The 25087-nt window shown below is 56.2% G+C and carries 27 protein-coding genes and 1 riboswitch; of the genes, 22 read left to right on the top strand and 5 right to left on the bottom strand.

Annotated features, from left to right (window positions below):
• Positions 1-176: 176 nt before the first annotated feature.
• From vat(I) to NNL35_RS30400, 9 genes are all read left to right on the top strand, one after another.
• Positions 177-818: a streptogramin A O-acetyltransferase Vat(I) gene (gene vat(I), locus NNL35_RS15000; protein WP_006677628.1), complete on the top strand. Its 642-nt coding sequence runs from the start codon at positions 177-179 to the stop codon at positions 816-818.
• Between the two features lie 175 nt (positions 819-993).
• Positions 994-1197, top strand: a complete 204-nt coding sequence (locus tag NNL35_RS15005) for a hypothetical protein (RefSeq protein WP_006677629.1) — start codon at positions 994-996, stop codon at positions 1195-1197.
• A 91-nt stretch (positions 1198-1288) separates the two neighbouring features.
• The gene (locus NNL35_RS15010) at positions 1289-2251 is read left to right on the top strand and encodes a helix-turn-helix transcriptional regulator (protein WP_006677630.1); all 963 of its coding nucleotides are present in this window, start codon (positions 1289-1291) and stop codon (positions 2249-2251) included.
• A gap of 47 nt (positions 2252-2298) precedes the next feature.
• Entirely contained in the window at positions 2299-3297 is a 999-nt protein-coding gene (locus tag NNL35_RS15015) for a cysteine peptidase family C39 domain-containing protein (RefSeq protein WP_100226368.1), read from the top strand.
• A gap of 16 nt (positions 3298-3313) precedes the next feature.
• Positions 3314-4261: a hypothetical protein gene (locus tag NNL35_RS15020; protein WP_006677632.1), complete on the top strand. Its 948-nt coding sequence runs from the start codon at positions 3314-3316 to the stop codon at positions 4259-4261.
• Between the two features lie 83 nt (positions 4262-4344).
• Positions 4345-5262, top strand: coding sequence for a class I SAM-dependent methyltransferase (locus NNL35_RS15025; RefSeq protein WP_006677633.1), 918 nt, complete (start codon positions 4345-4347; stop codon positions 5260-5262).
• Positions 5263-5594: 332 nt separating this feature from the next.
• The gene (rpoD, locus tag NNL35_RS15030; protein ID WP_006677634.1) at positions 5595-6473 is read left to right on the top strand and encodes an RNA polymerase sigma factor RpoD; all 879 of its coding nucleotides are present in this window, start codon (positions 5595-5597) and stop codon (positions 6471-6473) included.
• A gap of 190 nt (positions 6474-6663) precedes the next feature.
• A riboswitch (FMN riboswitch) is annotated at positions 6664-6810 on the top strand.
• Positions 6811-6922: 112 nt separating this feature from the next.
• Positions 6923-7846 carry a DMT family transporter gene (locus NNL35_RS15035; protein ID WP_006677635.1) on the top strand — a complete coding sequence of 308 codons (924 nt, stop codon included), beginning with the start codon at positions 6923-6925 and terminating at the stop codon, positions 7844-7846.
• A 133-nt stretch (positions 7847-7979) separates the two neighbouring features.
• A complete protein-coding gene (locus tag NNL35_RS30400) occupies positions 7980-8108 on the top strand; it encodes a hypothetical protein (protein WP_276540136.1) in 129 nt (42 codons plus the stop codon).
• Positions 8109-8367: 259 nt separating this feature from the next.
• Here NNL35_RS30400 and NNL35_RS15040 read toward each other — a convergent pair whose 3' ends face one another.
• The gene (locus NNL35_RS15040) at positions 8368-8535 is read right to left on the bottom strand and encodes a hypothetical protein (protein WP_254553563.1); all 168 of its coding nucleotides are present in this window, start codon (positions 8533-8535) and stop codon (positions 8368-8370) included.
• 732 nt (positions 8536-9267) lie between these two features.
• Between NNL35_RS15040 and NNL35_RS15045 the strand changes: the two genes are divergently transcribed.
• Positions 9268-9543, top strand: a complete 276-nt coding sequence (locus NNL35_RS15045) for a helix-turn-helix domain-containing protein (protein WP_006678155.1) — start codon at positions 9268-9270, stop codon at positions 9541-9543.
• A gap of 98 nt (positions 9544-9641) precedes the next feature.
• Here the strand turns inward: NNL35_RS15045 and NNL35_RS15050 are convergent, their stop codons facing one another.
• Positions 9642-10172: a hypothetical protein gene (locus NNL35_RS15050; protein ID WP_006678156.1), complete on the bottom strand. Its 531-nt coding sequence runs from the start codon at positions 10170-10172 to the stop codon at positions 9642-9644.
• A 284-nt stretch (positions 10173-10456) separates the two neighbouring features.
• Positions 10457-11377, bottom strand: coding sequence for a type I pantothenate kinase (gene coaA, locus NNL35_RS15055; RefSeq protein WP_006678157.1), 921 nt, complete (start codon positions 11375-11377; stop codon positions 10457-10459).
• Between the two features lie 257 nt (positions 11378-11634).
• Between coaA and NNL35_RS15060 the strand changes: the two genes are divergently transcribed.
• The 10 genes from NNL35_RS15060 (at position 11635) to NNL35_RS15105 (ending at position 23270) form a co-directional block, all read left to right on the top strand.
• Positions 11635-12339, top strand: coding sequence for a response regulator transcription factor (locus NNL35_RS15060; RefSeq protein ID WP_006678158.1), 705 nt, complete (start codon positions 11635-11637; stop codon positions 12337-12339).
• A complete protein-coding gene (locus NNL35_RS15065; protein ID WP_006678159.1) occupies positions 12336-13322 on the top strand; it encodes a sensor histidine kinase in 987 nt (328 codons plus the stop codon). Before NNL35_RS15060 ends, NNL35_RS15065 begins: the two co-directional genes overlap by 4 nt.
• A gap of 202 nt (positions 13323-13524) precedes the next feature.
• On the top strand, positions 13525-14295 hold the full coding sequence (locus NNL35_RS15070; RefSeq protein WP_006678160.1) for an ABC transporter ATP-binding protein: 771 nt from the start codon (positions 13525-13527) through the stop codon (positions 14293-14295).
• Positions 14270-16195, top strand: a complete 1926-nt coding sequence (locus tag NNL35_RS15075; RefSeq protein ID WP_006678161.1) for an ABC transporter permease — start codon at positions 14270-14272, stop codon at positions 16193-16195. Before NNL35_RS15070 ends, NNL35_RS15075 begins: the two co-directional genes overlap by 26 nt.
• Before the next feature lie 87 nt (positions 16196-16282).
• Positions 16283-16987, top strand: a complete 705-nt coding sequence (locus NNL35_RS15080) for a lipoprotein BA_5634 family protein (protein WP_006678162.1) — start codon at positions 16283-16285, stop codon at positions 16985-16987.
• Between the two features lie 729 nt (positions 16988-17716).
• Positions 17717-19543, top strand: coding sequence for an ABC transporter substrate-binding protein (locus tag NNL35_RS15085; protein ID WP_006678164.1), 1827 nt, complete (start codon positions 17717-17719; stop codon positions 19541-19543).
• A gap of 72 nt (positions 19544-19615) precedes the next feature.
• On the top strand, positions 19616-20626 hold the full coding sequence (locus NNL35_RS15090) for an ABC transporter permease (RefSeq protein ID WP_040732282.1): 1011 nt from the start codon (positions 19616-19618) through the stop codon (positions 20624-20626).
• Position 20627: 1 nt separating this feature from the next.
• A complete protein-coding gene (locus NNL35_RS15095) occupies positions 20628-21464 on the top strand; it encodes an ABC transporter permease (RefSeq protein ID WP_006678166.1) in 837 nt (278 codons plus the stop codon).
• Positions 21465-21466: 2 nt separating this feature from the next.
• Positions 21467-22477 (top strand): ABC transporter ATP-binding protein, encoded by a 1011-nt coding sequence (locus tag NNL35_RS15100; RefSeq protein WP_006678167.1) that lies wholly within the window; start codon positions 21467-21469, stop codon positions 22475-22477.
• A complete protein-coding gene (locus NNL35_RS15105; protein ID WP_040732286.1) occupies positions 22458-23270 on the top strand; it encodes an ABC transporter ATP-binding protein in 813 nt (270 codons plus the stop codon). The genes NNL35_RS15100 and NNL35_RS15105 overlap by 20 nt, the downstream gene beginning before the upstream one ends.
• A gap of 133 nt (positions 23271-23403) precedes the next feature.
• On the opposite strand, the gene NNL35_RS15110 is transcribed toward NNL35_RS15105, so the two are convergent.
• Complete coding sequence (locus NNL35_RS15110) at positions 23404-23769, bottom strand: immunoglobulin-like domain-containing protein (protein ID WP_006678169.1); 366 nt, start codon at positions 23767-23769, stop codon at positions 23404-23406.
• Between NNL35_RS15110 and NNL35_RS15115 the strand changes: the two genes are divergently transcribed.
• The gene (locus NNL35_RS15115; RefSeq protein WP_158000463.1) at positions 23759-23911 is read left to right on the top strand and encodes a hypothetical protein; all 153 of its coding nucleotides are present in this window, start codon (positions 23759-23761) and stop codon (positions 23909-23911) included. The genes NNL35_RS15110 and NNL35_RS15115 overlap by 11 nt on opposite strands.
• Positions 23912-24076: 165 nt before the next feature.
• The gene (locus NNL35_RS15120; protein ID WP_337999312.1) at positions 24077-24463 is read left to right on the top strand and encodes a DJ-1/PfpI family protein; all 387 of its coding nucleotides are present in this window, start codon (positions 24077-24079) and stop codon (positions 24461-24463) included.
• Here the strand turns inward: NNL35_RS15120 and NNL35_RS15125 are convergent.
• Positions 24458-24895, bottom strand: coding sequence for a GNAT family N-acetyltransferase (locus tag NNL35_RS15125; protein WP_006678171.1), 438 nt, complete (start codon positions 24893-24895; stop codon positions 24458-24460). The genes NNL35_RS15120 and NNL35_RS15125 overlap by 6 nt on opposite strands.
• Positions 24896-25087: the final 192 nt, after the last annotated feature.

Consider the following 25087-nt stretch of genomic DNA (forward strand, 5'->3'; position numbering starts at 1 on the left):
TAGGATCGGTCTGGGCTTTTGCCTCCATACGGGACGAGAACGACTCTGCTTATGAAGCAGAGCTTGTCTTTGTGCATGCCAACCTCCTATCCGATGATCGGATCAGGAGGTTTTTTGATGTGAACCTCCTCTTTCCGGCGCATGACAAGTTGAATCGCTGAAAGGATGATGCGAAGATGACAGGACCGAATCCGCAAGACAAATATCCGATCCCCGGAAATAACAACGTGCAGTTCATCCGTAACGTCATTACGATGCCCAACATCGTCGCAGGGGAATATTCGTATTATGATGCCATGAACGGAGAATCGTTCGAGGAGCAAGTGCTGTACCACTATGAAGCGATCGGGACCAAGCTGATCATCGGAAAATTTTGCTCTATCGCCCCGGAGGCCCGGTTTATTATGGGCGGGGGCAATCATCGCATGGACGGCTCCACCTATCCGTTCAATATCTTCGGCCACGGGTGGGAGATCCATGCGCCGTCATTGGAGCAGCTTCCGCTCAAAGGCGACACGGTCGTCGGCAACGATGTCTGGATCGGCCGGCGCGCGACCATTATGCCTGGCGTCACGATAGGGGACGGCGCGATCATCGGCGCCGAAGCGGTAGTCGTCCGGGATGTGGAGCCTTATACGATTGTCGGCGGCAATCCTGCCCGGGAGATTCGGCGTCGCTTCTCGCCCGAGGTGATTGCGGAGCTGCTTGAGATTCGATGGTGGGATTGCGGCATCGAGCTTATTAACCGGTATATCGGGGCGATTGTGAGCGGAGATATGGCTCAGTTGCGCGAGATGAAGCGGCAATCCGGGGCGTGATGCCGGCGGCGAATCATGGCCGACATCAAGCAGGACATCGGGAACGGCCTATTACGTCGGCGCCGCTGTCCTTATTTTCGGGAACTGGTACGACATTTTATGTCGTACCAACCGTTTTATAATGGGGGTGCATCACCAATCATAACAGGATATATGAAATGAGGTTGCATCAAAGATGGCAAAAACAAAGCGCGGCAAAGTGTTATGGAAGCTGCCTTCCCGGGGCCGGGGCACGTGCCCGATGTGCAAAAGCACACGCATCAAGCTTTTCTACGCTGTGACGAATACGGACGGCCATACCTATCAAGTGTGCAAGTACTGCCGGAATGCGCCGCAGTCCAAGATTGATATGATTTCCGGCCAACCCGGCGTGTCATAGCGTACGGAGCAGGACACCCGCTTCCTCGGACTTAGGAAGCGGGTGTTGTCATGAAGCGCAGGGTTGCGCCAGGCTGAGCGAGAATGTTGTAATGAAGAAGCCGGGCTCAAGCCGCGGCAGCGGACGGAAGGAAGGGGCGGAGAATATGAGCAGTATGCACCGGATTCAATGGTTCGATCAGCAGATCAGGGCAGGGCTCTACCCGAACAGCAGCAGGCTGGCGGAGCGGTTCGAAATCTCGAGGCGGCAGGCGCAGCGGGATATCGAGTATCTGGAAGTCTCGCTCCGCGCTCCTCTGCTGTATGTGGCCAAGCACCGGGGCTATGTTTATGAGGATAAGGCGTATATGCTGCCGCTGCTGTACATTACGGAAGAAGAACAGGACGTGTTGAGATTCCTGGCTCATCGGTACCGTCAATATAACTATGAGAACGCGGCTGTCGTGCAGCGCATTGCCCATGTGCTGGAGCGCTTCGCCGGGCCGCCGGAGGAGGTTGGGGAGCATCGCCTGCCGATCTTCTCCGCTCATCCGCAGCGGATGCAGCATTGGCAGCTGCTGTCCCATGCGATCCGGGAGCGGCGCATTGTTCAGATCCGCTACCGTGAAGGCGGCCAAGAAGCGGAACTGCCGATCCGGCCGCTTCATTTTACTTCAAATTATAATTCGGACTATATTACGGCATATTGCGAACGGTCATGCAGAAAGCGCGCCTTCCGGCTGGACGGCATTCTCCATATGCAGGTGACGGCAGAGAAATTCGATCTGGACGCGATAGAACGCACGGAGTGGGAAGACGCGCCGCTCCCCCAGAGAAAGCCCTATCTGGCCCGCATCGAGACGGGACGTCCGCTGTATGGGGAGTCGTGGCACGGTTACCCGATTCGCCCCGTGCATGATTGTATTTACGAAATCGAGTTCTATGACCCGGACTCCTTCATGCAGCATCTGCTCGTGGCGGAGTGGGAGCGGCTGCTGTCCCCGAAATGGCTGCAGGCGAAGCTGCGGGATCGATGCGGGCGCATCGCCGCCCGGTTGGAGGAACAAGGGCAGTAAGCTGTGGAAGGGGAAGGAAGCCGATGCATCGGCAAGGGAGGGATACGGTGTCAAGTATCTATTTGGAGCAAATTCGGATGAAGCGGGAATCGAAGTCGTTCACCGACAGCCTATACGCGATATTGACGGCGGCCAACGGGTTCGCCGGACCGAAATATTTGCTCTCCGGACTCAGCGGGATGGCGTTCAAGTTCTCTGTGCATGAGAAGCTGCTGCCCCTGTCGGTTACGGCCTATGGGCAGTGGGGGAGCGAGCATTATCCGGCGATAGACAACCTGGGTGTTTTTACGATAAGTGATGGAGGCAGAACGAGGCATCCTTCGTTCCGCTATTACCAGCAGGATGCCGTCCAATGGGTGAAGGAGAGTCTGGATCAGGGGCGGGGCGTCATCTATTGGATCCCGGAATTCGGCGTCATCCACGGCTATGACGATGAAGATCGGGTCTTCTACATACAGGACGGTTGGTCTGAGGACAGTCAAATCCTGCTCTATGACAACTTCGGATTGAACGTCACCCCGTTCTGGCACTGTCAGGTGGTGGGAGAGCAGGTGGCGGTGGACCGCTCGAAGCAGGTGCTGGAATCGCTGCGGCTAGCCGTCCAGGAGTGGGACACCCCATACAAGACGCTGCCGTCCACCGAGATTGGTTCCGGTGAGCTGGCTTATGATTTTCTCATTCGCGGCTTGGGGCACGGGGATTATGACGAATACGGCGCCGTCTATATTATCGACTCGTATATTCAATCCCGGCGCGAGATACGCTCCTACCTGCATGACGAAGGCGGGAGCTTGCCCGGCTTGGGCGAGGCCGTTCCCATCTATGACCGGCTCATCTCTGTTCTGGCGGATGCGTCGGAATGCATCGCCGTGCAGGGCGGAGCGAGACGAGTCGAGCGGAAGCGGCTTGCGTCCCTGCAGCATGCGATCGCCGCAGCGAAGAAGCTGGACGGGGAAGCGATTGAGCTGTTCCGCGAACTGTCGGGACAATATCCGGATCCGAAAAGGGAGACGATCCCGCGATGGGGATTCCATATCCCAAGATGAAGGAGGGGGAGGAAGGATGGCTTCGATAAGGCTGAACCGCTTGCGGCCGTCTGGCGCGTCGGGTTCCTACATAGAGGCGATGCATGCGATATTGGCTCATGCCGGATGGATTGACTGTTCTCCGTCGACGCTTGCCGGGATGACGGCGTCCTGCTTCCGCTTCACGGTCAATCGAAGGCTGACGGAGGAGTCGGCGACGGCGTACAATTGGATGGCGGAGCATTTTGTCGCCGGGGAGTTCATCGGTGTCACGACAAGCCAGCATGCCGGCTTTTCCTTCCAGGCTACGTTTCCGCTCTACCAGAAGAGAGCCGTGTCGCTGCTGGCCTCTTCGATTGCTAAAGGGAGGGGAGGCGTGTTCTGGAAGGATCGCTTCGTGATCGCGACCGGATATGATGACGCGCGCAGGCTGCTGTATTATGCGGATGGAAGCAGCCGGGAGGAGAGCGTGATGTCCTATGACGAGTTCGGACGGAATGAGTCTCCCTACTGGTATGTGCAGATTTTTGAAAGCCAAGTCGCCGCCGATCCGATTGACGTCTATAAAGAGTCGCTTATCCAGGCGGTATTTAAGTGGGAGACGCATGATCCGATGCTGCCGGAACCGGAATATGCCTGCGGCCGCCGCGCATATGACGCTATCATGGCCGCGCTGCAGAGCGGGGACTATTATCCGCCGGAGGCCTGGAGCGTCTTATGCGCCTATGCCGGGTACAAACGGGATATTGCGCAGTATATGAACGAACTTCGGAACCTGCTGCCGAATACGGAGACGATCGCCTCACATTATTCGGAAGTGTCTCGAATATGGAATGACATTATCGGTGCGGGACAGGAAGCTCTCGGCGGGCAGCTACCGTTATTCGCAGAAGCCAAGCTCGCCGAAGAGCATGGAATTCAGGCGATTCGCGCCTTGATGAAGGAGACGATCGAGAACCGGTTCGATGATACGGGATTGCGTTAATGTAACGGTTGCAATTGGTGCGCGATGTGGTATCTTGTAATTAGTTACCAATCCTGGGTTCGCGATAGGGAGGCCGGTTTTCCATGGAAGTAAGCCAAATCAAACGTTCCGCCCTGATGTCCGCCTTCCTGCGCGGTCATCACGCCGCGCATGATCATCCCGCTATTTTGCGGGATGAATGGGCTCGCAAGCTGCTGAGCGAGGAGGAGCTAGCCGCGTTCGAAGCGACGATGGAGAAAGCATTGGAGGCAGCGATGCCTGACCAGGCCGCAGCCATGCCGGATCGGGCTGCCGCCGTAGCCTGCATGGTCCGGGATTACTTCCCGACCTCGCTGTTCCTTAGCCGGGCCAAGTACGCGGAGCAAATGCTGGAACAGGCGATGAGCCGGGGAGTCAAGCAATACGTCATTCTGGGAGCAGGAATGGATACGTTTCTGTGGAGGCGGAAGGACCTTGCCGATCGATTGGACGTATTCGAGGTCGACCATCCCGCGACGCAGGCCTTCAAGCAAGAACGTCTGGCCGGCTTGGGATGGCGCATCCCGCAGAATGCGCGGTTCGTGCCGGTCGATCTGACCAGGCAGCGGCTGGATGAGGCTCTTCGCGCTGCGGGCTTCGATTCAGGGGCACCGAGCTTCGTCAGTTGGCTGGGCGTGATCCATTATTTGCCACAGGACGATGCCTTCGCTACGCTGCGCATGATTGCCGGGATCTGTCCGGAAGGCAGCGAGATCGTATTCGACTATTGGGATACGGAGGCGTTCCTGCCGGATCGGGCCGCCTATCGGGTGAACTGGATGCAGGAGATGCTCCGATATGCCGGGGAGCCAATGCTGACCGGGCTGGATCCGGCTGCTATCGCCGGGCAACTGCGTGAATCCGGCTTGCATTTGCGGGAGCAGCTGTCTCCGGAGGCGATACAGGAGCGGTACTTCATGAACCGGTCGGACGGCTATTATGCGTACGAACACGCTTATTTCGTCCATGCTGCGGTCTTATAACTTCATACTAACGGCAAGCCCCCATCTGTTCTCCGTTCCCGAGGAATAGATGGGGGCTGATTGGCGTACTATTTGCAGCAGGGATCAAAAAAACTTCCCGCTCGCGACGAGAAGCTGCATTTGCAATCCACACGAAAATGAAGGAAAATCGAGAATGCCAGAAATTGAAAACAATCACTTCTATAATTATGTATTGAAAGTATCACGAAAGTATGATAAACTATCCGTTGCCAATTGTTTATGTGCACATTTATTTTTGATCTTAGCACATTCGGCATATTGTGTCAAGAATAATATATACATTCCAGCTAGCGGGTTACAGGGGGGATTGGATGCTTACGAACGATCAACAGGATTACGACCTGATGCTGCCACCCGGGATCAAACTCGATGACCCTGTGCGCATGTACTTAAAAGAGATAGGGCGCGTACCGCTGCTGTCCGCAGAGGAAGAGATCGAATTGGCCAAGCGGGTCGTCCAGGGGGATGCCGAGGCGAAGCAGAGACTCGCGGAGGCGAATCTCCGTCTGGTCGTCAGTATTGCAAGACGGTATATCGGGCGCGGCATGATGCTGCTCGATCTGATTCAAGAGGGCAATATGGGCCTGATGCGGGCCGTGGACAAGTTCGACTACACGAAGGGCTATAAGTTCAGCACGTATGCGACATGGTGGATTCGTCAGGCGATTACACGGTCGATTGCGGATCAGGCACGGACGATTCGGGTCCCGGTTCATATGGTAGAGACGATTAACAAGCTCAACCGGATCTCGAAGGAGCTGCTGCAGGAACTCGGCCGGGAGCCGACGCCGGAAGAGATCGCGGTCAAGATGGAGATTACGCCGGAAAAGGTGCGGGAGATTATGAAGATCGGCCAGGAGCCGGTCTCGATAGAAACTCCTGTCGGCGACGAGAACGATTCCAGTCTGGGAGATTTCATCGAGGATCAGGAGGCGCTGGCTCCGGCGGATGCCGCGGCTTACGAGCTGCTGAAGCTCCAACTGGAGGATGTGCTCGATACGCTGACCGAGCGGGAGCAGAACGTGCTGCGTCTCCGCTTCGGCCTGGATGACGGCCGCACCCGGACGCTTGAAGAGGTAGGCCACGAATTCGGGGTGACCCGCGAGCGCATCCGGCAGATCGAGGCGAAGGCGCTCCGCAAATTACGACATCCGAGCCGCAGCAAACGGTTGAAGGATTTTCTCGAATAAGCGGGTTTAGTGGCCCCCATAATGCACTTATAAGATATGATATGCTGCCGAGGGGCACGCGTTCGCTGCGCGTGCCCCTTTTGCGTCTCTGATGTGACACGAAATTTTCAGTTGAAGTGCGGATGATTCAAGTTATAATGAAGAACGGGGCATGACTACCGCAAGGGACATGCCTACGACAGATTTGAATGAGGATCTTCAGGGCCAGGTGCAATTCCTGACCGGCGGTAAGGCGCTGTTGACCAGCCCGAGCCCGCGACTCGCCGCTGTCTTAAGCGGCGACTGATTTGGTGCGAAGCCAAAGCCGACGGTATAGTCCGGATGGAAGAAGATCGCTTATCCCGATTCACGTGGTGTATGTTGCATGTCATCTTAACCACATATGATCATTGGCGAAGTAAGTCTTCTTAGGCCTAGATCCTGTTCAACGACCGTGGAGGTTATTGAATATGGACGAAGCATTGCAGCCGGGACATGGTGCTGCCCGCGCATCTAAAGGGATCTGGTACGTCGTGCTGGGTGCCGCTCTGTGGGGGATAGGACCGGTCTTCCGCACTTTTGTGCTGGATTATTTGACATCCACACAGATCGTTTTAGTTGAACATCTTATTTTGCTGCTGTTCGCGGCGCCGGTATTGTGGATGAACCGCCATGAGCTGAAGAACATCACCTGGCGGCATCTTGTGGCGCTGCTCTTCCTCTCCTGGGGCGGATCCGTCATCGCGACCATTATGTTCACGGACGCATTCGTGATGGGCAATCCGAACGCGGTGCTTCTGCTGCAGAAGCTGCAGCCGCTGTTCGCCATCCTGCTGGCGCGCATTCTTCTTCGGGAGAAGCTGCCGCGAGGCTTCGGGCTGCTGCTGGTGTTGGCGGTAGGCGGCACCTATCTGCTCACGTTCGGCTGGACTTTGCCGATCGGGCATGTGCGCGAGGTCATCGGCGTAAGCAGCCTGCTCGCGCTCGGCGCCGCCTTCCTGTGGGGCGGTTCGACCGTCATGGGGCGGTTGCTGCTGAACGATATGAAGTATGAGACCGTTACGGCGCTCCGGTTCGCGCTTGGCCTGCCGTTATTGTTCATCATCACCTGGAGCGAACATCCGAGCTGGGACATCCCCTCGGGCGAGTGGGGGAAGCTGACCTTCTACATTTTGCTGCAAGTGCTGCTGCCGGGTCTGCTGAGCCTGCTGCTGTATTACCGCGGCCTGGCCGTCACGAAGGCTTCTTATGCGACGCTCGCGGAGCTGTCCTTCCCGTTGGTCGGCATGCTGGTGAACTGGGTGGTCTTCCATCAGATCGTGACCGTGGCGCAAGTGGTTGGATTCGTGTTGATCTGGATTGCGCTGTTCTGCGTGGCCCGTCAGCAGGACTAATACCATCATTTATTGACGCGAATAGGGGCTGTCTCATCATGTAGTTTTTAGCTACAGTGAGACAGCCCCGCCCTGCTTCTGGCAGCTCGGCTTGCCGAAAAAGGCTGTGAAAATACAGTTTTCCCTTGTGACGTTGAGTCCGTTACCGAAATTGCTGCAAAACGGCATGAATGTAAGCCATGGCCATAGCATGAAAGGAAAAATCGCCGCAAATGATGTGCTTTTGCAGGAATTGCATCAGATAACGGCTGAAATAGCGTAAATTCCTGCACAATTCAGGCTGGTGAAAAAGTCCAAGGGAATTTTCGGCACTTCATTTTTTATGTGGTGGATCTCGTCTCTCCGTAGAAAAAATCGATTTAAAACGCTATGCGTGCCAAGTTTTGAGTAGGAAAATGGACAGCCTCCACCCCTTCGTAAAAAACAGGGGTTTTCCAACGACCTGAAAACTGCACCATTTCCCTAGACATGTCTATCCGGTAGGCGAAATCCGCAAAACTACACGATTTCTCCAGACACTTCTATTCGGTAAGCGAAATCCTGCGCAAATACAGCAATTCGATATGGACGACTTTACCAGAAAGGGAATCCTGCAAAACTGCAGGAATTTCACCCGTATCGCTTCGACTTGAAGCAAAAGGGCCTAAAATGATGTAGATTTGCAGCAATTCCCCGGGATGTGGACTCATTGAACCGAAATTCCTGTAAAATAGCAGCAATTCCCTCCACACGTTCAAGCCCCGAGAGGCAACGATGCCTGCTGAAGGCAACGAGGCGATGATACCTCCTGGAGGCGATGATGCCCCCAGGATCCGACGCGGTCTCTTGGATCCCGTAAAATCAGGCCGTTGAGAAGTATGTGGGAATTTTCTCCACTTCATTTTTTATATGGTTGGATCTCGTCTCTCCGTAGAAAAAATTGATTTAAAACGCTCTGAGAGCCAAGTTTTGAATCGGAAAATGGACAATCTCATGCCCTTCGTAAAAAACAGGGGTTTTCCAACAGCCTGACAATTGCAGGATTCGCTGCCTAACCCCTCTTCCGCCGCTCGTCCCGCCGCCGTCATTCCCGCCTCTACCTTCTCTTTTGCTTCAAAAAATGCAATTTCGGCCGCATGCATCAAACGGTTGTTCTTCCGGGCGATTGCTCCGTGGGCAGCCGCTTTTTTTTGTTTGACCGCATGCCGGCAATTGTCAGCATTTGTCGGTTGTCCAACCTGCGAAATCCATTTAATATCAGTACAGGATAGCCGCTAGTTGGCATAATCTGCTGAATTATCTCGTTGTAAGGAGCAATGGGCATCATGTCTTTTTGTGCAAAAACATCCATGAGACAGCTAAGGCAAGAAAGAAGACGCAAGGGACTATGCGCACAGTGCGGGAATGCCTCTTCCCAATACTTATGTCAGCGCTGCAAAGCGATGCGCCGCAAGCCCGAACCGAAAGGGTTCCGGGAGTACCCGATCCAGCGCAAGCTCAAAAGCAGCTTGAACGACAAGCGCCTCTACGAGGATATGATTCGCCTGAAATTGCGAACGGCCGACATCGCCCAATATTGCGGCGTGACTCAGCGGACGGCCGAGAAATGGGTATTCGAGGGCAGTGTGCCGAACCCGGAGCGCGTAGTCAAATTATGCGAGCTGATGGGACGGGAAGTCGGCTATTATTACCCATTGTATAAATGGACGAACAAATAGCAATTATCTGCAAGCGAGAAGGGCGGAGCCGCATGAATGCAACTCCGCCCTATGCATGACCGGGAACGGGCGAGGGATGCTCTTCGCCCCCCTGCAAGCTATTCGCTAAGACGCTGAAGCGAATCGAGCGTCTGCTTGACGAGGGCGCCCAGCTCACCCAGATGACGCTCGTCGATCGGCTGGCTGAACGTCAGCACGATGCGGTGCGTCCCATCGTCCGCGGCGGGAGAAGCGGCCCCGATCCGAATCGGGACGGGAACCGTTCGTTCCTGCCGCATGATGACGGCGTCGCCCCAGATGGAAGCCAGCCGTTCTCCCAACTCGTCCGCCTGCGCCGTGTAATCGCCCGCCAGCTCGAAGGAGAGCTCCAGCCGGGCGCCCGGCTCTTCCCCGACAAGCCGCAGACCCCGCAGCTCGGCGGCGAAATCGGCCAAGCCGCTCGCAAGCGTCAATGCGGCAATGCAGGCCTCCCCGGGCCGCTGCACGCGCATGCGGAAGGTCCGTCCGAACCCGGCGAGATCGATCAGATCCTCCCGCCCGATGACGAGCCATTCTCCTTCCTGATCCAGATCATAGATTTTGCCTTCCAGCACGACCTTCAGATTGTCGAAAATCGTAGGATCAAACATGGTCCAAGCCTCCTGCGCAACATGCGAATGATGTGTACGATCATAATACAAATCTGCGCTTACTGCAAAAAAGCGGGAAGCTGTCACGGGCATGTGGCTATTCGCCGCAGCCGCGGCAGGGATGAAGACTCGTTCCGGACACAAGCGAAGGTGGAGTGAAGGGGAGCGGACTTGGTTAGCCGGCGCATGGCAGGAGCCCCGAGGCAGAAGGGCTCCCTGAACACAAGAGCAGCCCTTCAAGCGGGCTGCTCCTGTCTGGCCGGACGGATATCCGGGGAGTTATGTTATTTGCGCAGAAGAATGTCGCGGATCCGATGATCGGCGGCTTTCCTTAATATGAGCTTGGCGCGGTAGCGGGTAGGCAGAATATTTTCGACCAGATTGACCTGATTGATGTCCCGCCAGATGTTCTTCGCCCGCCGAACCGCCTCTTCCTCGGTCAAGCCGGCATAGCGGTGGAAGTAGGAAGTCGGATTGCGGAAGGCGGTGTCCCGCAGCAGAAGAAAGCGCTCGATATACCATGTCTCCAGGTCATGCTCCTGCGCGTCGACATAGATGGAGAAATCGAAGAAGTCGCTGACGAACAAGCTCGCTTCCTTGCTGACCTGCAGCACATTGATTCCTTCGACAATCAGAATATCCGGCTGACATACGGCAATGCGCTCCTCGGGCACAATGTCGTAGGAGAGATGCGAATAGACCGGCGCATGCACTTCGGCCTTGCCAGACTTGATATCCATCAGGAAGCGAAGGAGCCGCTTCGTATCGTAGCTCTCGGGAAATCCTTTCTTATTCATGATGCCCCGTTCCTCAAGCGTCCGGTTCGGGTATAGGAAGCCGTCCGTCGTCACGATGTCGACGCGGGGGTGTTCTTTATACTGGGACAGCAGCGCTTGGAGAAGCCTCGCGGTCGTACTCTTCCCCGCTGCGACGCTGCCGGCAATTCCGATAATATAAGGTACGTTCTCGGTGGCGGTGCCCAGGAAGGAAGACGAGGACGCCTTCAAATGCTGTGCAGCGGTCACATAGATATGTAGGAGCTTCGCCAGCGGAAGATAGACCTCCTCTAATTCATCCAGGGAGATACGCTCATTCAATCCCTTCAACTGATTGAACTGTTCGGGGGTAACCGACAGATGGGATTGGCCGTTCAAGCGGGCCCATTCTGACCGCTTCATAGTGATATAGGGACTCAGGTTATACATCGTTCTACCTCTCGCTCCGATTAATGACTTCAACTGGAATATAGATAAGATAATAGACTCACATATCATGTTCCAAAATGGGCGATGTTGTCAAGTAAGTTCGCCTCTCCAACTGCCGCGAAGATTCTCAAGGAGGGGCAAAAGCGATTGATTTCTCGCCCTGTATATGCTACATTCGGTTCATTCTTGGTTCGGAGCGAATCGCAAGCAAATGCCCCGGCACAGGCCGCGCGGCATGGAAGGAAGGAGCATTGAACTTGTATAAAATCATGATCGTGGAAGACGATCCGAAAATCGCGCAATTATTGCAATCTCATATTGAAAAATACGGTGATAAAGGCATTATCGTCGACGAGTTCGATCGGGTGCTCGATACATTCCGGGACGTTCAGCCGCATGTCGTCCTGCTGGACGTCAATCTGCCCAGCTTCGATGGTTATTATTGGTGCCGCCAGATCCGCACCGTCTCGACCTGTCCGATCCTGTTCATCTCGGCCCGAAGCGGAGAGATGGATCAAGTGATGGCGTTGGAGAACGGGGCGGATGATTATATTACGAAGCCGTTCCACTCGGAGATTGTGCTGGCGAAGATTCGCAGCACGCTGCGGCGGGTATACGGCGATTATGCGGTCAAGGCGGATGAGCGCACGCTGGAACGGTACGGGCTGGCGCTCTATCCCGAGCGGCTGGAGGTGCGTCTGGGCGAGAAGACGATTATGCTGACGAAGAAGGAAGCGATTCTATTCGAGACGCTGCTGGAGCGCTGTCCCCGCGCCGTCACCCGGGAGCTGATTCTGGACAAGCTATGGGATGACTCGTTCGTCGATGACAATACGCTTAGCGTCAATATTACGCGGGTCCGCAAGAAGCTGGCGGAGCTCGGCATCGATGACGCCCTGGAGACGGTGCGCGGCGTCGGCTACCGGCTGAACGTGACCTGGGAGGATGAGCAAGCCCTATGAAGCTGTTCTGGCGTGAGCATCTTCCGTTGGCCGGATTCACCTGCGTCCAGCTGCTGCTCGTTCTGCTTGTCTTCTGGTATGACGGTTATGATCGGCCGTTGACGGCGATGTATGCGATGTTCCTCGGCCTCTGCGTCTTCGCCCTCTATCTTGGGTACCGCTATGCGACCCACCGTCTCATGTACAGGCGGCTGACCGATCCGCCGGCTTCGCTGACCTCCACGATTCAGCTCGCGGACGCGGCACCGCTGTCTCGGGCGGTGGACGATACGATCGACCACCAATACCGCTATTATCAGCAGCAGTTGAAGGTGTGGGAGCGGAAGCAGCAGGAGCATCTGGCCTTCATGAACCAGTGGGTGCATCAGATGAAGACCCCGCTCTCGGTGATCGAGCTGATTACGCAGGACGCGGAGGATCCGAAGCTTGCCAGCATCTCCGAGGAGGCCGATCAGATGAAGCGCGGGCTCGACATGGTGCTTTATATGGCGCGGCTCGATACGTTCGAGCATGACTTTCATGTGGAGAAAAAATCATTGCGCGATATCGTTCATGATGCCGTCCATGAGAACAAGCGCTATTTCATCCGCAGCTACGTCTATCCGGATATTCAGATCGATCCGGAGCTGACGGTCGAGACCGATGTGAAGTGGCTGCGCTTCGTCCTGCAGCAGATTGTGACGAACGCAATCAAATATTCGGCCGGCAGCCGCACGAAAGTAACCGCAACCGCCTTTACGGAGGGACGGGCCGTTGTCCTGGAAGTGAAGGATCGCGGAGCCGGCATTCCGAAGCAGGATGTGAAGCGGGTGTTTCAGCCCTTTTTTACGGGGGAGAACGGACGGAAATACAAAGAATCGACCGGAATGGGACTGTATTTGGCGAAGGAGATTCTCGACAAGCTGCATCATGAGATCGAACTGGAATCCGAGGAGGGCCAAGGCACGGCGGTCCGGATTATTTTCCCGTTCGCCCGGACCTGAACGACCGATGAGGGAGCGCTCCCTTGTCGGTTTTTTGTTTTGAAGACCATTATTTGGATCGAACCTTACAAAGGTGTAGACTTTTTGAAAGATTCGGCAATAGGACGAAAGGGAAAAGAGGATTACACTAGATTCATAAGCTCGATTCACTGGGCGCTCCAATGGATGCAAGTTATCGAATCAAGGAGGATGTGCAATCACGATGGAAATATTGCGAGTCAAGAACTTGAGCAAAATATATAAGGGAATGGTCTCTTTTGAAGCATTGTCCAATATCGATCTGACGATTCAAAAGGGGGAGTTCGTCGGCATCATGGGCCCGTCCGGGAGCGGCAAGACGACGCTGCTCAATCTCGTGTCCACCATCGATGCTCCGACCTCGGGGGAGGTATGGATTGACGGGAAGGATCCGCACACCTTGTCAATGGATGAGCTGGCCGTGTTCCGGCGGCGGGAGCTGGGCTTCGTGTTCCAGTCCTTCAACCTCCTTCAGACCTTGACCGTCAAGGAAAATATGATGCTGCCGCTGACGCTGGACGGCACAGACATTGCAGCGATGCGGGAGCGGGCCGATCGGATCGCCGGCAAGCTGGGCATCGCCGACATCATGGATAAGCGCACCTACGAGATCTCGGGCGGCCAGGCGCAGCGCGCGGCCATCGCCCGCGCGCTCATTCATGAGCCGAAGCTGGTGCTGGCCGATGAACCGACCGGGAACCTGGACTCCAAGGCGGCGCGCGACGTCATGGAGCTCTTGAGCCAGCTCAACAAGGAGGATCAGGCGACGATGATGCTGGTTACCCATGATCCGGTGGCGGCGAGCTACTGCGACCGCGTCGTGTTCATCAAGGACGGCCGGCTCCACAACGAGGTGTACTGCGGCGACAGCCGATCCGCCTTCTACCAGAAGATTATTAATGTGCTGTCGCTGCTGGGAGGGAACGGCCATGAATTTTCGCCAATTCGCGTATAACAACATCGTACGCAACAAACGGACGTACATCGCCCATTTTCTGAGCAGCGCGTTCTCGGTCATGATCTTCTTCACCTATGCCCTGCTGCTGTTCCATCCGGATCTGCAGGGCCAGCTCCGCTCGACAAGCGAGACGATGAGCATGCTCGGCACGATGGGGATGAGAGTCTCGCAGATCATGATTTTTGTGTTCTCGTTTATTTATTTGTTCTATTCGGTGAGCGCCTTTCTGAAAAACCGCAAAAAAGAATTCGGGCTTCTTCTCGTGCTCGGCATCTCGCGCCGGCAGCTAAGGCAGCTTATCTTCATCGAAAATATGATTATCGGCACCGCCGCCATCGTGACCGGCATCGCGGTCGGCTTGATCTTCGCGAAGCTGGCGCTGTTGATTTGCGCGAAGATGCTTGTCATCTACGAGGGACTGCGCTTCTATATTCCGCTGCAGGCGATCTTGATGACCGCCGGCGCCTTCCTGGTGCTGTTCCTGCTTATCGCGCTGTTCACGTCCCGCATCCGGAAGACAGAGCAGTTGGTCGAGCTGTTGAAGTCGGAGGATAAGCCGAAGCCCGAGCCGAAGGCTTCGCTGTGGCTTTCTCTGCTGGCGGCCGTTCTGATCGGACTTGGCTACTTCTGCGTCATGGTATTCGCCGTTGAGCGGGTTTTCTCGTTCGTGCTGCTGTTCGGCGGGGTGGCGCTCGTCGTGGCCGGCACCTACTGGCTGTTCACGCAGCTGAGCGTGTATGCGATCCGCGCGTTGAAGAAGCGCGAGAAGCTCTATTTTCATAAGACGAATCTGCTGACGCTGTCGGAGCTGGCCTACCGGATGAAGGATAATGCAGTCATGTTCTTCATGGTCGCCGTTATCTCGGCCGTCGCCTTCACCGGTATCGGCACTTCGATGTCGATCGGCGATCCCGGCTTGCAGGAGATGAAGAATCCGTATGCCTTTACCTATATTTCCAGTCAAGGCAACGATCGCGAGCAAGAGCATCTTGCCGCCATCGGGAAGCGGCTGTCCGAAGCGAATTTCACGTACCGGATGGGCAGCGTTGCGCCGTGGTATTCGGATAACGGGCTGCTCATCATGAAGCTTAGCGAGTATAACGGCCTGGCTGCCGCGCTCGGCTATGAAGCGGAGACATTAGGCGACGAGGAGGGGATGCTCGTTCCGACGAGCGTCAATTTGCAGACTCAGTACAAGAACGCGGATGCGAAAGACTACGGGCCGGTAGACATTGTGGAAGGGGACTGGAGCGCTGATTTCCGCATTGCGAAGCTGGGAACGCATATCGTCTACCCGGAATACAGCATGCTCCTGGTCGTGAGCGACGCGAGCTTCGGGCGCATCCCCGGCGTGGATGACTCTCCCGTAACCTATTTCCTGTTCGTCGTCGACCATTGGGAGAAATCGAAAGCCGTCTCGCAGGAGCTGCTGGATCAGATTGAGAAGGAGGCGGAGCAGCAACCGGACGGGAAATTCATGCTGCACGCCCATATCTTTGACTGGCTTCAGATGAAGCAGGGGAACGGGCTGCTGCTGATCGTAAGCGTACTGGTCGGCGTCGTGTTTTTCACCTTCGCGGCAAGCTTGCTCTACTTCCGGTTGTATGCCGATCTGGATCGGGATGAGCGGCAGTATCAGATGATCGCGAAGGTGGGATTGAGCCGCAAGGAGCTGAAAAAGATGGTGACGCGCCAACTGCTTCTAATGTTTTTCCTGCCGATTCTCGTCGCCGTCATTCACAGCAGTGTCGCTTTCACCGCGCTGCAGCAGATCGTCAGCTTCCCCGTGGCATCGTCGGCTGTCATTATCTTTATTAGCTTCCTTACGATGCAGACGCTTTATTTCTTCGTTATCCGCTGGCGGTATTTGAATCATTTGTACGGGAAAATCAAGTAAGGCGGCGGCTAGGGGCGAGGCTTAAGAGCTTTGCAGGGTGCGGAATCGCTCAGGAAGACGAGGAAGAGGAGAGAGGGAGATCGATTCATGATAGGAATTCAAGGCTGGAAAAAAGGACTGGCCGCCATACTGGCTATCGGCGTACTTAGCGCTTGCAGCCTATTCGGCGGGCCGAAGGAGGAGCCGCGGAACGGCATTCTGCTCTTAGGGGAGAAGGCCGCGCTGGAACAAGTGGCGGAGCAGCATCGCGATGCCATCACGGCAAGCGAGATGTATCCGGTCAAGAGAGCGGAGACGGAAGAGAAGCAGATCCTGGTCATGAGCCGGACGACCGCCGACAGTGTCGTGAAGACCGGCATTCTCCGCAAGGCGGATAACAATGATGACGTGTGGAGCTCCGATCCGATCACCTCGCTGCCGGACGCGGAAGCGGGTCAGGCGCTTCTGTTCGGACACCCGACGATGAAGGATGTGAAGCGGCTGAACGTCGGCGGGCAGGAGATCAACCTGGATTACGGGAGCAACAGCTGGATCGGACATGTGCGCAATACCGCCTATGCCGAACTGATATTGGTCATCGATGACGCGGCCTATGCACAGTTGTCCATCCCGGAGACGCAGATGGCACTGCTCCGTCTGAAGCAGGCCTACGGAGAGACGAAGGACGGCTGGATGGATCCGCCTCCGGAGCGGGTGCTGGCCAATACCGAGTGGCTGAAGCTGACGAAGGATATGAAGGCACGCGCCGACCATCTGGAAGGCGTGACGATCATCTCGCATAATCAAGAGTGAAGGAAGACCGCCCCTCGCAAGGGCGGTCTTTCGTTATGATACGCCCAGCATGGGCGTCATCTCTAGGCGCTCCCGCAGAGATGAGGCTGCGCTGTTGCCTAATGCCAATATGGGCCGCTTCCCCGCCGCTTTGCCTCGTTATGGCTAGAACCGCACTCTCGTATGACTCATTTACTCATCTACCCGAAATCGACGCAGCCGTGTCAGACGGAGTGTGGAAATGTCGTCCTCTGTGGATGGAAAAATAGTGAAATTGTCTATATAAAAGTGGACAAAAGAGGGACTTGCTTGGATGTAAGAAAAAATCAATATGTAGTTATGAAGAGTTTGTTTTATTCAATATATAGAGAATCTGCTGCTGGCGAATTACTATCTCTTTTGCAAACTAGTGTCCACTATTTGAAAGACATTTCTTCCGATTTTCCCTCGTAAAAGGACAGAGAGCTGAATCGCGCCAATAATGCAGCAGGGCGGATAGAATGCGCCCCCTGCGTTTCGTTGCAGTCGGTTGAACGCCTGAAGCATGGCTAACGCTGTGTTCCGCGGCCGCATTCTTCCGCAGCCCTCTCTGCACATCAATTTTGCCGCGGCGGGGATTGTCCTTGACATAACGAAGAGGCAGAACGAATACAATGGGTTCAACTCGGAGGGCATTGTAATTTGTAATCGCTTCCAACACTGGAGCGCCACGCTTGTGTCTTCCATGGAGGAGAGAATGGAGGGATTCAGATGAAGCTTGTCAGCGCATTTCGTCCCGTCTTGGCGATCATGATGGCTTTAGTGCTGCTCGCCGGCTGCACGGGAGGAGCGACGCCGCCGCCGGTCGGCCAATCCGCCGATCCGGGAGGCAGTCCGAAGGCGGACCCGCCGCCAACGTCTGATTCGCAGCCGCCCGCTGAGGGGGCGAAGGAGACGCCGCGTCAGGAGACGTTGTATGTGAACGGCTTGCAGTGGGGGCCTCCGACCAACTTCAACCTGTTGAGCGGCAACCCGGCTTTTCCGATTGAATATGGCAGCTCGCGCGAGCTCGTCTATGAGACGATGTTCATGATCAACCAGCTGGACGGCGGGCTGGAACCGCTGCTTGGGACTGAATTCGAATGGACCGACGATCTGACGCTGCGCATCGGCCTGAACCCGAAGGCCGCGTGGAGCGACGGCCAGCCCTTCACGGCGGACGATGTTGTGTATACGTACGGCCTGGGGAAGAAGTACGACATTAATTGGAGCAGCTTCTGGACGTATATTGAGGACGTTACGGCCGAGGGGCCTAATACGGTACAGATTAAGCTGAAGCCTTCGAACCCCAATAAGCTGACCGTTCTCGACAGCATTGTCTTGATCCCGATGCTGCCGAAGCATATTTGGGCGGAGCTGGAGAAGAAGGCCAACAGCGATCTGTCGGCGCTGCGCAAGGAAGTGAATGCGGACCCGATCGGGACGGGACCGTACAAGATGCATTACTACAACGATCAGAAAATAACGCTTGTCCGCGACGATAGCTATTGGGGCCAGGCGCTGTTCGGCAAGCTGCCCGCGCCCAAATACATTACACATGTCATCTACAAAGACAATGCGGCCGGCGATCTCGCCTTGAAGAGCGGCCAGGTGGACGTATCGCAGCAGTTCATCCCGCAAGTATGGAAGATGTGGGAGGACGGGGCGCCGATTAAGACGTTCCTGCCGGATCCGCCGTACTATGTGCCGGGATCGATGCCGTCCGTCTTCTTCAATCTGTCGAAGCCGGGCCTGGACCAGCCGGAAGTGCGAAGAGCGATTGCGATGAGCATCGACTATCAGAAAATCGCCGAGCTGGCCATGAGCGGCTATTCCGTGCCGATGCAGCCCTCGCTGACGCTAAACACGGACGCAGAAGTGAAATATGTCGATCAGAGCGCCATTCGGGAGCTGCAATGGTCTACGGACATCGACGGGGCGAACGCGCTGCTGGACAGCATCGGGGCCGAGAAGGGGAAGGACGGCATCCGCGTCCTGAACGGCGTCCGGCTCGGGCCTTATGAGATCGAATGCCCGTATGGCTGGTCCGACTGGAACGCCGCCCTCGAGATTGTGGCACAGAGCGCGAAGAAGATCGGCATCGAGATCCGGACCAAGTTCCCGGAAGCGCCGATCTGGACGAACGACCTCCAGACCGGGAAGTTCGATATTATTATGAACACGCCGGCTGGCGGCGTGAATCCAAGCCAGCCATGGGACCGGGCGCGAACGATTATGTACTCGAAAGGCGTCGCGCCGCTGGGCGAGATGGCGTTCTGGAATTGGGGGCGGTACCGGAACGCTCGGGCGGATGACATCATTGAGCAGATCCCGACTGTCTCGGATGAAGCCGAGTTGAAGAAGCTGTATACCGAGCTGACCCAGATCTGGCTGAAGGACATTCCATCGATTCCGCTGATGTACCGGCCGTGGGAATTCCACACGGTGAATGAATCGGTATGGAAGGGCTTCCCGGTGAGCGGAGACGGCACCAACATTCCGCCTCAGATTGTGATGGACGGAGCCGGCATCAAGGCCTTGTACCAGATCCATAACTAGGCCGGGAAATGATGGGGCGAGGCCTCTGGGAAGCGGCCATGTGCCAATACACGGTGCGGAGGAGGGATGCGGTTGAATGCCTATTCCAAATATTTTTTCAAAAAGCTGGTCTGGTATGGAGTTACCTTCATCATTGCTATCGGGCTGAACTTCCTGCTTCCGAGACTGATCGAAGGCAATCCGGTCAGCATGATCGCGGCGAAGATGACGAAGGGCATGACGGACAGCGATTCGATCAAGCGGGTGTACGAGACCTTCATTCAGGAATTCGGGATCGATCAGCCGCTTGGAACGCAGTTCCTCATTTATCTCAAAAATCTGTTCGCCGGCGACCTCGGGACATCATTCGGACTGTATCCGAAAAAGGTAACCGATATTTTGGCCTCCGCCGTTCCGTGGACGGTAGGCCTGCAGCTTCCGGCCATTCTCGTCGGCTGGATTATCGGCAATATACTTGGTGCGGTAGCCGCCTATAAGAAGGGCATTTACGACAAGGTCATCTTTCCGGCGGCGCTGTTCGTCAATTCGATTCCGTTCTTCACGCTGGCCATTATCATGCTGTACCTGTTCGGTCTGACCTTGCACTGGTTCCCGCTGTCAGGCGGCTATGACTATCAGATGGCGCCGCAGTTCAGTCTCGAGTTCATCGGCTCTGTCCTGCGCCATCATACGCTGCCGTTCCTGTCCATCGTGCTCGTCACGATTGGCGGCCAGGCGATCGGGATGCGGGAGATGTCCATCTATGAGCTGAACTCCGATTACGTGCTGTACAGCAAGCTGCTCGGGATTCGGGATGCCCGCGTGGCCGGTTATGTGTTCAAAAATGCGATGCTGCCCCAGATCACCGGGTTAGCCCTGTCCATCGGCACGATGATTAGCGGCTCGCTCATCTGCGAGATCGTGTTCAGCTATCCGGGCCTCGGCACATGGCTGTTCACCGCCATCCGGCAGCTCGATTATCCGCTGATCTCCGGCTGCACGCTGCTTATCGCCATCTCCGTACTGTTAGCCAACTTCACGATCGAGATCGTATACGGATTGATTGATCCCCGCATCAAGGCGGCTCAATTGGAGGAGCGTTAATATGACCCATTCGATACGCATTATGGCCAAATCGCCGAAGTTCATGCTGGGCGCCGTCACCTTTGCCGTCATGATCCTGTTCGTTCTCATTTACCCCCTCATCAACCGGAACGATCCGCTGGAGATGATCGCGCTCGCGTTCCAGCCGCCGGGCGGGGAATTGCTGCTCGGCTCGGACAATTTCGGACGGGACGTGTTCCTTCAATTGGTCTATGGCATCAAGACGTCGATCAAGGTCGGGCTGATTGCGGGCGTATGCGCGACGGTCCTCGGACTGGTCATCGGCCTCTGCTCCGGCTATATCGGCGGGCTCGTCGATAATCTGCTGACGGCGGTAACCAATATCTTCATCGTCATTCCGTCCTTCATCATCCTCATTCTCGTCTCCGTCAGCATCGATTCGCGCAGCTCGCTCGTGACGGCGCTCATTATCGGCATCACAAGCTGGCCGTGGACGGCGCGCGCCGTCCGGGCGCAGACGGTGTCGCTGCGGAACCGGGATCATGTTCATATCGCCAAAATTTCGGGCCACAACACTTCACGCATTATCGTATTCGAGATTTTGCCGTACATTGCTTCCTATGCCGTGATGGCGTTCGTGCTGCAGACCGCGTCCGGCATCTTGTCGGAGGCGTCGATCAGCATGCTCGGCCTGGGCCCGTACAACACGATCTCGCTCGGCATATTGATGAACTGGGCGCTCGTGTTCGAGGCGCCGGTGGCAGGGGCCTGGTGGGCCTTCATCCCGGCGGCGTTCGCGATTGCCATCATTACGTTCTCGCTCTATCTGATGAATACCGGAATGGATGAAATATTCAATCCGAAAATTAGGAGCTGACTATGAGCACACCGATATTGGAAGTGAGCGGCTTGAAGACGTATTACCGGACACGGCTGAAGGAGGAAGTGCATGCGGTGGACGGGGTTGATTTCGCGCTAGAGGAAGGGAAGACGCTGGGCATCGCGGGGGAATCGGGCTGCGGGAAGTCGACGCTTGCGCTCAGCCTGATGGGCTTCTACGCTCCGCCGCTGCATTACCACAGCGGCTCGATCACGATCGGCGGCACGGACATCATGAAGCTGAGCCGGGAGGAGCTGCGAACCCGCATACTGGGCCGAAGCATCGCTTATATTCCACAGGCGGCGATGAACGCGCTCAATCCGACGCAAAAGATTATCCGCTTCATCGAGGATGTGATGATGGAGCACCGGCCCGAGCTGAGCCGGAAGCAGGTGAAGGCATTGGCCGCCGAACGGCTGGAGTCGCTGAATCTGCCGGTGAAGGTATTGCATGCGTTCCCGAATGAGCTCTCGGGCGGCATGAAGCAGCGGACGGTGATCGCGATCTCGACGATCCTGAATCCGGCCGTCCTGATCGCGGATGAGCCTACCTCGGCGCTGGACGTCACTTCGCAGAAGAGCGTCATCAAGCTGCTGAAGGATCTGCTCGCCAAGAAATTCATTCGCTCGCTTGTCTTTATTACGCATGAGCTGCCGCTCCTGTACCATGTCACCGACGAGATTATGGTGATGTACGCCGGGCAGATTGTGGAGCGGGGCACGGCGGAGCAGATGATCTTCGATCCGGTTCATCCTTATACGAATAAGCTGATGGGCTCGATCATCGTGCCGGAAGCGGGCATGAAGGGGCATAAGCTGGCTGCGATTCCGGGGGCGCCCCCGAATCTGAAGCAGCCGATCACAGGCTGCCGCTTCGCCGAACGATGCGAATACGCGCGGGAGGCATGCAGGGAGGCCTCGATCGCAAGCAGGCTGGATGAGGGACGGCGGTACCGCTGTCTGTTCGATGCCGGGACGCTAAGGGAGTGGTATGCCAGTGACAAGGACTAGCGGCGAAGTTCTTCTGCGCGGTGAGCGGGTCAGCAAAATATTCGGATATGGCATGCAGCGCACGGCGGCGGTGCAGGAGGTCGACTTCGCGATTCATGAAGGCGAGATCATCTCGATCGTCGGAGAGAGCGGCAGCGGCAAGACGACGCTCGCGAAGATCATGATGGGGCTGCTGCAGGAGTCGGCGGGGCGCATCGATTATAAGGGCCGGCCCCGCAATCTGCGTTCGCATGCGAAGCGGCGGGCGTATTGGAAGGAGTTCCAGGCGATATTCCAGGATCCGTTCGCCGCGTTCAATATGTTCTATAAGGTGGAAAAGCTGCTGCTCGACTGCATCCGCCTGCAGGGGTTGAAGCTGACGAAGGAGGAGCAGCATCAGCGGATGACGGAGGCGTGCTCGTTCGTCAACCTGGAGTTCAAGGAGCTGTACAACAAATATCCGTTCGAGCTGTCCGGCGGCCAGATGCAGCGGCTGATGATCGCGCGCATCTTCATGCTGCACCCGAAGGTGCTGATCGCGGATGAGCCGACCTCGATGGTCGACGCGTGCTCGCGTTCGACGATACTGGATATGCTGATGAAGCTGCGGGAAGACAACAATATGACGATTCTGTTCATTACGCATGATGTCGGCCTGGCTTATTATGTAAGCGATACGATCTATATTATGGAGCAGGGGCGGATCGTGGAGCGCGGCCCGGCGGAGGAGATCATTTTGCGCCCGCAGCATCCCTATACGAGCCAGCTGATTGCGGATGTGCCGAAAATTTATGAAGCTTGGGATTTGTCTTAAAGGTTCCAGTGGGAATAGCTTCAGCCCCGGCGGCGGGCGCAGCGGCGGGTCCATGGAGATGCCAGCCGCATGCGAGTCGCCTAAGAACAGCGTCCGATGAGCGGGCGCTGTTCTTGTGTTCCGGGAGGCGGAATCATTGGATCTCGAAGTCGGCGGCCAGATCCACGACCTTATCGGATAGAAAAGCGGAGAACCGCTTCACGACCCGATAGCGCCCTGATTCAAGGCCGCGGGGGAGTGTGATGGTCTCGTCGAACGTTCCGCCGGGTTCGATATGTATCCCTACAGCGGGGACCGCCTGCGTGAAGGGCACGGGCACCCAATTTTCATTCTCGGCCCGGTACAGATCATACCCGTAACCGAGCTGCAGATCGGCGGGTCCCGCATTGTACAGTGTCAATGCGGTCCTGTGGGAGCCTTCGGGCGGGGAATTGACGGCCAGGCGGGCATTGACCTCATTCGGCGGCACGAACAGCGGAACAAGCAGCGTGTCCGTCATTACATTTCTGACCGCGGCGTTCGAGGGTGGAGTGATGATCAGCAAGCTATATGACAACAGTGAATATATGCGGGTGACCGTCAGACAGATGGCGCAGTATATAAAGACGGAATTATTGGTTGCCGATGAACGGACGCTGTAGGAAGCGTCTTCTCTTTTGACAATAAAACAGACCGTTCGGTCTTGGATTGGGAGTGCCGGCAAGCCTGCTTGCATGGTCCGATGCCGTCCCAACCGGCTGGCTTGAAGAGAAGGCGCTCGAAGGAGCGGAGGAGATAGAGGGATAGCCGATGCGCCCGAGCTTGATATCCTTATCATTCCCGGCGGATCGTTCCTGGCAGTACAGGCTGTGAGCGGTAATCGGGAAGTGGGGAACTGGATCAAGCGGCACCTGAATATTGAGTATATTTGTTCCGTCTGTACAGGCGTTTTCATGCTGAATGAGGCCGGTCTGCTGGACGGGAAGCGGGTCACGACGCATCATCTGGCTGCGGGCATGCTGCAGCGGAGCAATGCCTCCCTGCAAGTGGAATCCGAGAGCAAAGTCGTTCACGATGGCAATATCGTCTCGTCCGGCGGCGTCACCTCAGGCATCAATATGGCGCTCTATCTCGTCAGGACAATTCTAGGGGACAAGGCGGCGGATCGGACAGCGGCGTATATCGAGTTCGCCGATCCTGCCGCCGGTCTATAGCGGCTTGACGAAGCCATAGGCCGCATCCTTCAAGAAGCCCAGCTTCTCATAGAAGCGGTGCGCGTCGCTGCGCCAGGTGCTGGAAAAGAGCATAACGCTGTGGCAGCCGCGCTCCTGCGCCGCTTCCTCTACCGCTTGGGCGAGCATTTGTCCGATGCCGGAACGATGGAACGCTTCGGTCACAATCATGTTCTCCAGCACCATGAACGGGCGGCAGTTCCCGGTCAGATCCTGGCATGTAATGCCCATGACCGAACCGACGAGCCGCCCTGATTCATGCACGGCCCCGAGCAGCAAGTAATCCGGGTGGTCCTGAAGCAGGGCGAATTTCTCCCGCAGCCGTTCCCGATTCGTCACATTGCCTTCCAACTCGGTATATAAGGCGGCCAATTTCTCAAGCTGATCGGCTGTAACGGGTGCAATTCGAATCATAGTCAAGCCTCCTCGCTATATGGTGACGCTGCCATTGTCTGGCACACGGTGTCTCCATTGTAGCCATCCGGCTGCCTGTCGCGCAACACCCGTTCGCAACACTAGGTGCACACAGGCGCACATCATGGTTAGAGTGCGGCCGCTAGCAGACAAAATGCGCTCCCCGCCGGATCATCCGGCAGGAAGCGCATT

This window comes from Paenibacillus dendritiformis (genome assembly GCF_945605565.1).
GTDB lineage: Bacteria > Bacillota > Bacilli > Paenibacillales > Paenibacillaceae > Paenibacillus_B > Paenibacillus_B dendritiformis_A.

Coding starts and splice junctions, on each gene's coding strand:
- NNL35_RS15005 (WP_006677629.1), top strand. CDS start 994: ATGGCAAAAACAAAGCGCGGCAAAGTGTTATGGAAGCTGCCTTCCCGG.
- NNL35_RS15010 (WP_006677630.1), top strand. CDS start 1,289: ATGAAGAAGCCGGGCTCAAGCCGCGGCAGCGGACGGAAGGAAGGGGCG.
- NNL35_RS15020 (WP_006677632.1), top strand. CDS start 3,314: ATGGCTTCGATAAGGCTGAACCGCTTGCGGCCGTCTGGCGCGTCGGGT.
- NNL35_RS15025 (WP_006677633.1), top strand. CDS start 4,345: ATGGAAGTAAGCCAAATCAAACGTTCCGCCCTGATGTCCGCCTTCCTG.
- rpoD (WP_006677634.1), top strand. CDS start 5,595: ATGCTTACGAACGATCAACAGGATTACGACCTGATGCTGCCACCCGGG.
- NNL35_RS15035 (WP_006677635.1), top strand. CDS start 6,923: ATGGACGAAGCATTGCAGCCGGGACATGGTGCTGCCCGCGCATCTAAA.
- NNL35_RS15040 (WP_254553563.1), bottom strand. CDS start 8,535: ATGAGTCCACATCCCGGGGAATTGCTGCAAATCTACATCATTTTAGGC.
- NNL35_RS15045 (WP_006678155.1), top strand. CDS start 9,268: ATGCGCCGCAAGCCCGAACCGAAAGGGTTCCGGGAGTACCCGATCCAG.
- NNL35_RS15050 (WP_006678156.1), bottom strand. CDS start 10,172: ATGTTTGATCCTACGATTTTCGACAATCTGAAGGTCGTGCTGGAAGGC.
- coaA (WP_006678157.1), bottom strand. CDS start 11,377: ATGTATAACCTGAGTCCCTATATCACTATGAAGCGGTCAGAATGGGCC.
- NNL35_RS15065 (WP_006678159.1), top strand. CDS start 12,336: ATGAAGCTGTTCTGGCGTGAGCATCTTCCGTTGGCCGGATTCACCTGC.
- NNL35_RS15070 (WP_006678160.1), top strand. CDS start 13,525: ATGGAAATATTGCGAGTCAAGAACTTGAGCAAAATATATAAGGGAATG.
- NNL35_RS15075 (WP_006678161.1), top strand. CDS start 14,270: ATGAATTTTCGCCAATTCGCGTATAACAACATCGTACGCAACAAACGG.
- NNL35_RS15080 (WP_006678162.1), top strand. CDS start 16,283: ATGATAGGAATTCAAGGCTGGAAAAAAGGACTGGCCGCCATACTGGCT.
- NNL35_RS15085 (WP_006678164.1), top strand. CDS start 17,717: ATGAAGCTTGTCAGCGCATTTCGTCCCGTCTTGGCGATCATGATGGCT.
- NNL35_RS15095 (WP_006678166.1), top strand. CDS start 20,628: ATGACCCATTCGATACGCATTATGGCCAAATCGCCGAAGTTCATGCTG.
- NNL35_RS15100 (WP_006678167.1), top strand. CDS start 21,467: ATGAGCACACCGATATTGGAAGTGAGCGGCTTGAAGACGTATTACCGG.
- NNL35_RS15105 (WP_040732286.1), top strand. CDS start 22,458: ATGCCAGTGACAAGGACTAGCGGCGAAGTTCTTCTGCGCGGTGAGCGG.
- NNL35_RS15110 (WP_006678169.1), bottom strand. CDS start 23,769: ATGACGGACACGCTGCTTGTTCCGCTGTTCGTGCCGCCGAATGAGGTC.
- NNL35_RS15125 (WP_006678171.1), bottom strand. CDS start 24,895: ATGATTCGAATTGCACCCGTTACAGCCGATCAGCTTGAGAAATTGGCC.